At 45.3% G+C, this 6,678-nt stretch carries 8 protein-coding genes and 1 pseudogene; 5 read left to right on the top strand and 4 right to left on the bottom strand.

What is annotated here, in order from left to right; genetic code table 11:
• Positions 1–75 precede the first annotated feature (75 nt).
• The 4 genes from Q0140_RS05930 to Q0140_RS05915 are packed head-to-tail and all read right to left on the bottom strand — an operon-like array spanning position 76 to position 3,721.
• A complete protein-coding gene (locus Q0140_RS05930; protein WP_297962756.1) occupies positions 76–807 on the bottom strand; it encodes a superoxide dismutase in 732 nt (243 codons plus the stop codon).
• Complete coding sequence (locus tag Q0140_RS05925) at positions 807–980, bottom strand: hypothetical protein (RefSeq protein WP_005870938.1); 174 nt, start codon at positions 978–980, stop codon at positions 807–809. Before Q0140_RS05925 ends, Q0140_RS05930 begins: the two co-directional genes overlap by 1 nt.
• Positions 973–3,087 (bottom strand): mechanosensitive ion channel family protein, encoded by a 2,115-nt coding sequence (locus Q0140_RS05920; protein ID WP_297962754.1) that lies wholly within the window; start codon positions 3,085–3,087, stop codon positions 973–975. Before Q0140_RS05920 ends, Q0140_RS05925 begins: the two co-directional genes overlap by 8 nt.
• Positions 3,053–3,721 (bottom strand): carbonic anhydrase, encoded by a 669-nt coding sequence (locus Q0140_RS05915; protein WP_297943776.1) that lies wholly within the window; start codon positions 3,719–3,721, stop codon positions 3,053–3,055. Before Q0140_RS05915 ends, Q0140_RS05920 begins: the two co-directional genes overlap by 35 nt.
• Before the next feature lie 131 nt (positions 3,722–3,852).
• Here Q0140_RS05915 and Q0140_RS05910 point away from each other — a divergent pair, with 131 nt between their 5' ends.
• From Q0140_RS05910 to Q0140_RS12635, 5 genes and pseudogenes are all read left to right on the top strand, one after another.
• The gene (locus Q0140_RS05910) at positions 3,853–4,548 is read left to right on the top strand and encodes a Bax inhibitor-1/YccA family protein (protein ID WP_297962752.1); all 696 of its coding nucleotides are present in this window, start codon (positions 3,853–3,855) and stop codon (positions 4,546–4,548) included.
• 95 nt (positions 4,549–4,643) lie between these two features.
• Complete coding sequence (gene secG / locus Q0140_RS05905; RefSeq protein WP_297962750.1) at positions 4,644–5,165, top strand: preprotein translocase subunit SecG; 522 nt, start codon at positions 4,644–4,646, stop codon at positions 5,163–5,165.
• 101 nt (positions 5,166–5,266) lie between these two features.
• Positions 5,267–5,824: a ribosome recycling factor gene (gene frr, locus Q0140_RS05900; RefSeq protein ID WP_297962748.1), complete on the top strand. Its 558-nt coding sequence runs from the start codon at positions 5,267–5,269 to the stop codon at positions 5,822–5,824.
• A gap of 3 nt (positions 5,825–5,827) precedes the next feature.
• A complete protein-coding gene (gene pyrE, locus Q0140_RS05895; RefSeq protein WP_297962746.1) occupies positions 5,828–6,439 on the top strand; it encodes an orotate phosphoribosyltransferase in 612 nt (203 codons plus the stop codon).
• A 96-nt stretch (positions 6,440–6,535) separates the two neighbouring features.
• Positions 6,536–6,678: pseudogene (locus tag Q0140_RS12635) on the top strand (RDD family protein); the annotation flags it as partial.

The raw sequence follows: 6,678 nt of genomic DNA, 5'->3' as shown, positions 1-6,678 counted from the left end.
TTGAAATTTAGCGCGCGGCGGGCATAGAGAACCGAAAATCCGCAGCGCTAAAGTTTACTCGGTAAAAGCCCGAATTTATCCGCAGCAGCCGCAATCGCAGCGCGAGGAGGCAGCGGGGTGAAGCTCGCTGATGTAGAGCTTTACGGAGTCAAGTCCTTGCTTTTTCGCCCAGCAGTAGGCGTCGCTTGCGAAGCCGAAATCCGCAAAACACAAGAAATTCTCCACGTAGGATTTGCGCGCATTTTGATGATCGTCATAATAGGCGTGCTCCCAAAGATCGCAGGCTAAAAGCGGAATTTTACCACGCACGATCGGCGTATCCGCGTTTTGCGTCGTGATGATTTCTAAATTCGCGCCGCGCTCGTCGCACGCAAGCCAGCACCAGCCGCTGCCAAAAAGCCCCAGCGCGCGCTTTAGAAACTCGCTTTTAAAATTTTCCATCTCGCCGAAAGTCTGCGCTAAAGCATCCGCTAGCTCGCCGCTAGGCTCACTTGGCTGCGCGATACAGTCAAAGTAAAAATCGTGGTTGTAAATTTCAGAGGCGTTGTTAAAAATACGGCTAAAACCTAGGCAAATTTGATAAAGCTTTGAAATTTGCGAAAACTCGCACTCCTCGCCGCGCGCCTCCCTGAAAGACTGCGTGATGATCGTAAAAAGATCCGCGTTTTGTATCGGCGTATCCGCAATGTCTCGATTTAGGGTGGAGACGTAGTCCTCGCAAAGCTCGCCGTGATGGAATTTTAAGCTTTGCAAGCTCGCGATTTTATTCGCGCGCGGATCAAAAGGCAGCGCCCTGGATCTAAACACTAATAATCCTCGCTGTCCAAATCGCTATAATCGTTAAAACCGTCGTCGTCTTCGTAGCTGTAATCATCCTCGTCGTAGTTGTAGTTGTAACTCTCGTCACCTCCGATTAAATCATCGTCCTCATATTCGTCCTCATCGAACTCTTCGTCTTCGAAGTCATCGAAATCAGCCATTTTGCTCTCCTTTGTCGTTGGAATTTACTTTTGATTTTACGCATTCGCTTGCTATTTCCGGGATATTTTCGATATAAACGCTCTGCGATGGGAAGGCAAACGATAGTCCGTTTTGCTCCACGATCTCCATTATTTTAAATAAAACATCCTCTTTAGTTTGGATGAAATTTGCCCATATTACGGTTTTTGTGAAGCAGTAAACTAAAATATTAATAGACGAATCGCCAAAGCTATCTAACGCCACGAACATAGTGCTTTTATAGCCCGCTAAATCGTCGATAGAGACCATATTTTGTCTATAGCGCATACGAAAATCTTTAGAATTTAATGCTGTATCTGCAGATTGAGCGATGCCCGGGTGAGATTTTAGCATCTCTTTGATATCGTTTACGCACTTTCGCAGTTGAGCCGTGCTCGCGCCGTATTCGACGCCTACGGTAAGCTTTAAATTCCGTCCTACCTTCCTGCGGCTCCAGTTTTTGATATTTTGCGCCATTATGTTGGAATTCGGCACAAAAACAAGAGCGTTATCAAAGGTCCTGATCGTCGTCTTTCTAAAGCCCGTTTCTACGACGTTTCCTTCTATGTCTCCTAATACGACCCAATCTCCTTGCGAGAACGAGTTATCGAATAATAACATCACGGATGAGAAGAAATTTGCGATGATGTCCTTGGTCGCAAACGCGATCGCAAGTCCGCCGATTCCAAGCGATGCCATAAGCGCTGAGATGTCAAAGCCCAGACGCTTTAGTACCAAAAGTGCGGCGATGATGATTACGATGACATATAGAATTTTAACGACTAGATTTATGATATCTTTTCTGACGCCTTTTTTCGTGATGTTTCCAAGCACGACAATGCCGTAACCGTCGATGATTTCGATGATGAGCCATGCCCAAAGTACCACGTAAACGATCGAGAATAAATTTGCAAATTTTATCGGCACAGGCGCTGGATAATAAAAGATACTAAGACAGATATCAACCGAATAAGCGATCAGCAAAATACCCATCGGACGCTTGATAATGCCCACTACTTGCGTTTTTAGAGTTTCGCTATCTAGTGAAAAGCTTTTATTGAAGAATTTAAACACGAAATAGATGATGTTGGCAAGTAGCCTGCGAAGCGAGTAGAAAAATAGCGTAATCAGCGTGATTAGAATGAGCTTGCCGAAATTTACGTGGCTGAGCTGAAACGGAATTTTATCGTTGATATAATCGATCACCGACTTAAAATTTAAGCTCGTAAAAACCACGCTGCTTGCGAGTAGATCGCTATTTCGCGATAGATACGTAAGCACCTCGTCGTAGGTCTGCTTGTCGTTTTTCAAATCGTTGATTTTAGACTCTAAGGCGTCTATCTGCTCTTGACTGCTTAGATTATTTTTCAAATCATTAAGTTTGCTAAAATCCCTAGTTTGGATATTTAGTAGCGTGCTACTTAGCTCGCTTTCAAGCGCGCTTCTGCTTGCGCCGTTTACAAACATATCCTCAATTTTCATAAGTGAGGTATAAAAGATCTCCGCCATTTCCATCTTTTCTAAATCCGCGCTTGCATTTACGTATTCGGGAGAGCTCTGCTTTTTGGCGTATTTTTTTAGCGTAGTTTGGATGTTCTTTTTATTTTGCGCATACGACATTATGCTTTCAATATCCATATCCTGCTGCGTAATCGCAAAAGGTAGACGATCGAAGAGCTTAGCTTTATTGCGATCGATAGCGTCCAGTTCGTTTTTGCTCGCGTTGGCGTCGCCGCCGTTAAGCAGGGAGCTGCGCTGCAAATTTAGCTTTTTAATCTCTTTGATTACAGAGATAAGCGTCTCGCCGTTAGGAGCTTTTTTCTGCGAAGTCTCCGTTTTAGCGACCTTTTCTGCGATCATATTTATTACTTCAGTTTTATTGCCATCTTCCGCGCCGAGCGATTTGGATAGAATTTTAGCGACTTCTTTTTTGATCTCGGTTTTGTTGTTTTCTAAAGTAAGATTTGCCTCTGGAGTAGAAGAATTCGTCTCTACAAAGCTTCCCTCGCCGGTCGTGTTGAGGTCTGCAAACGCTAAAGCGGTGCTAAAAAGACTAATCGTTAAAAAGCTGATTATAGATTTTTTCATAATCCATTCCCTTATTTAATAGCGTAAAATGCGCGCCTTCGTCGTCGTAGTTGAATAGCTCGCCCGTTTCGATGACGTAGTGCCAGCCGTAAATTTTAATCTCGCCGTTTTTGTAGGCGTCTTTGATGCCAGGAAAGCTAAGTAAATTTTGCATGGAATTTATAATATTTAGCCGCTCGGTGATCCACTCGCGCTTGTCGGCGCCGAGATCTTTGAGCTTTTCGACCTCGTCTTTTACAGGCTGCATTAAATTTAGCCAGCGCCTTACGTTTGGAATTTTTTCAAGCTTTTTTGCGTCATAAAACAGCGCCGCGCAGCCACCGCAATTGCTGTGCCCGCAAACGATGATATTTTTGATATTTAGCGAATATAGCGCGTATTCAATCGCTGAGGTAGTCGCTAAAAATTCCTCGCTAATGCGGTATGGAGGAACGACGTTTGCAATATTTCGCACGACGAAAAGCTCTCCTGGAAGCGTCGAGGTAATTAAGCTTGGCACCACGCGCGAGTCAGAGCAGCCGATAAAAAGCGTGTGGGGCTTTTGATGATTTGCCAGACTCCCGAAAAGCTCGGCATGCTCGGCAAAATTTTCTTCCATAAATTTAATAGCTCCATTTATTAACTGGCTGGGCATACTTTCTCCTTAAAAAAGTCGGGAATTATATATTACTTTCATAAATAGATAGAATTCTGGGAATTTTTAATTATATATTTACCAAATTTTCGCTAAACTCCCCGCTCATAAATCAAAAGAAGGAGAAAGATATGAGTCTATACGACAGACGAAATTACGCGGACGGCTATGAACTATCGGACGCATCACTGGAACAAGGACGAATCTCTCAGACCATTAAACAAACCTACGCGCTTCTAACCGCTTCGATGATAGCTGCGGCAGCAGGGGCTTTTGTGGCGATGAGCTTTGGTGTGAGCTTGGCTATTCATCCGATTTTATATCTGGTAGTTTTAATGGGGCTGATCTTCGGTATGCAAGCAGCTGTAAATCGCGGCGCTAATACGATTGCGCTAGTTTTGCTTTTTGCATTTACCTTTATTACTGGTCTTACTCTAGGTAAATTGATCGCTATTTATATCGCAGCAGGCGCTGGAGACGTAGTAACGCATGCGTTTGTGGCTACGGCGATTACTTTCGGTGCTCTTACCGTTTATGCGATGAATACAAAGACAAATTTCGACTCTTGGGGAAAGCCGCTATTGGTATCGCTTGTGGCTATTATCGTGCTAAGCCTTTTGAACTACTTCTTTTTCAAAAGCACCGTGCTTGATATAGCGATTTCAGCTTTTTCGGCTTTAATCTTTTCGATGTATATCATCTACGATACTAAAAATATTATAAACGGCACCTACACTTCACCGATAATGGCTGCCGTAGATATGTATCTAAACATCTACAACCTCTTCCTTTCGCTGCTAAGAATTTTCGGCGCAAGCAGAGACTAAATTTTACGCACCGCTTCGTGCGGTGCACTCTTAACTTAAAATTTATAAATCTTTTATTATAATCGCAAATTCAATTTTTTCAAAAGGTTTTTATAGTGACTACGTTATTTTTGGTTTTACAAGTCGTCTTCGCCGTGATAATTACGATCTCCGTTCTGCTGCAAAAGAGCTCTTCTATCGGGCTTGGCGCATACAGCGGAAGCAACGAAAGCTTATTCGGAGCGAAGGGTCCGGCGGGATTTTTAGCTAAATTTACCGCCGCGATGGGAATTTTATTCGTGATAAATACACTTGTGCTCGCATATTTCTATCAGCAAGATGCTAAATCTTCTGTCGTCGATCGCGTAAAGATCGAAGCAAATGCTACTAAATCCGTGCCAAACGCTGTCCCTGGCGTGCCATCCATACCAGCTTCTGGTGCAAAGTCTAATTTCGCTCCGGCAAGCACCGAGTCAAATTCCATAATTAGCGGCGAGATCAATGCGACGAATACGAAAATCGAAGCACCCGCGGCTCCTGCGACCGATACTACCGCAGCTAGCGCGCCTGCCCAGTCGCAAGCATCAAGCGATACCAATGCCAGCGCTGCTTCCGCAGATCAAAATACAACCAAATAAACTCTAAATTTTAAAATTTAAAAGCGCAAAATCCGCGCTTTTAAATGCTATTCTTATTTTTTTAACGCTATAATTTCGCAAATTTTATTTAAAGGATTTGAATGCTAGAAGCTATCTACAAAGAGCAAAGAGCAAACGGCGATCGAGCTATCGAGGCTTTGAAAAAGGACTTTACGACGCTACGCACCGGCAAGGTAGGCGTGGCGATCCTGGATCATATTTTCGTGGATTATTACGGCTCGCAAACTCCGCTGAATCAAGTCGCGACCGTCCTTTCGACCGATGCGGTAACGATTTCGATCACGCCGTGGGAGAAACCGATGCTAAAGGCGATCGAAAGCGCAATCGCAGCGGCGAATATCGGCGTAAACCCTACTAACGACGGCGAGAGCATAAAGCTATTTTTCCCACCGATGACGGTCGAGCAGCGCCAAGAAAACGCAAAAAAGGCCAAAGCGATGGGCGAGAAGGCCAAAATCGGCATTCGCAACGTCCGCAAAGACGCTAACGACGAAATCAAAAAGCTCGAAAAAGACAAAGCGATCTCAGAAGACGACGCCAAAAAGGGCTACGACGAGGTACAAAAGATCACCGACTCTTACTCAAGTAAAATCGACGACGCAGTTAAGGCCAAAGAAGCCGAGCTTTTGAAGGTTTGAGCTGTGAATATAGAAAAAATCTATCGCGACTGCGGCGCATATCTGCGAGGGCATTTTCTGCTTTCAAGCGGCAACCACTCGGAATTCTATCTGCAAAGCGCCAAAGTACTTGAGGATCCGCAGCTCGCGGGACGGCTCGCAGACGAACTCGCCGCAATCATCGAAAAAGCGGGCGTGGAGTTTAATAGCGTCTGCTCGCCCGCGCTGGGCGGAATTTTAGCGGGCTACGAGCTAGCTCGCGCGGCGAAAAAGCGCTTTATCTTTACTGAGCGCGTAGATCGCGTAATGAGCCTGCGCCGCGGCTTTGAAGTGCATAAGGGCGAGAGATTTATCGTCTGCGACGATATCATCACGACGGGCGGCTCGGCTCTTGAGAGCGCAAGGCTCATCGAAGACCTCGGCGGAGAGGTCGTGGGCTTTGCCGCGCTTGCCAATCGCGGATTTTGCAAGGTCGCAAATTTAGCGGGCAGCGTCGCTAAGGCTGGCGCCAAGCTGCCCGCGGATAAGCCGTTTTTTGCGCTAGGCAATTTCGAGTTTGAAATTTACGAGCCCGCGACCTGCCCGCTTTGTGCTGCCGGAAGCAAGGCGATCAAGCCCGGCAGTCGCGGAAACTAGGCGCCGATTTGCTGCTAACAAACCGCAACGAGATTAAATTTTATCCTTCGGCTTTAGCGCGACGGAATTTTGAAATTTAATCTAAAACGGATCAAAATGGCAAAACAAAAAGCTAAAATTTCACCGATTTTTCTACGTATAAAGGCCTTCATCGTCGATCTTTTCATCATCGCGATGCCCCTATTCTACGGCGTTACCTATCTCGTCTTGGGCTCGAAAGAGGCTCTGTGGCGCAACCA

The organism is uncultured Campylobacter sp. (genome assembly GCF_938045405.1).
Taxonomy (GTDB): Bacteria; Campylobacterota; Campylobacteria; order Campylobacterales; family Campylobacteraceae; genus Campylobacter_B.
The sequence above is the reverse complement of the archived record's forward strand: the minus strand, read 5'-3'. Positions and strand labels throughout refer to the sequence as shown.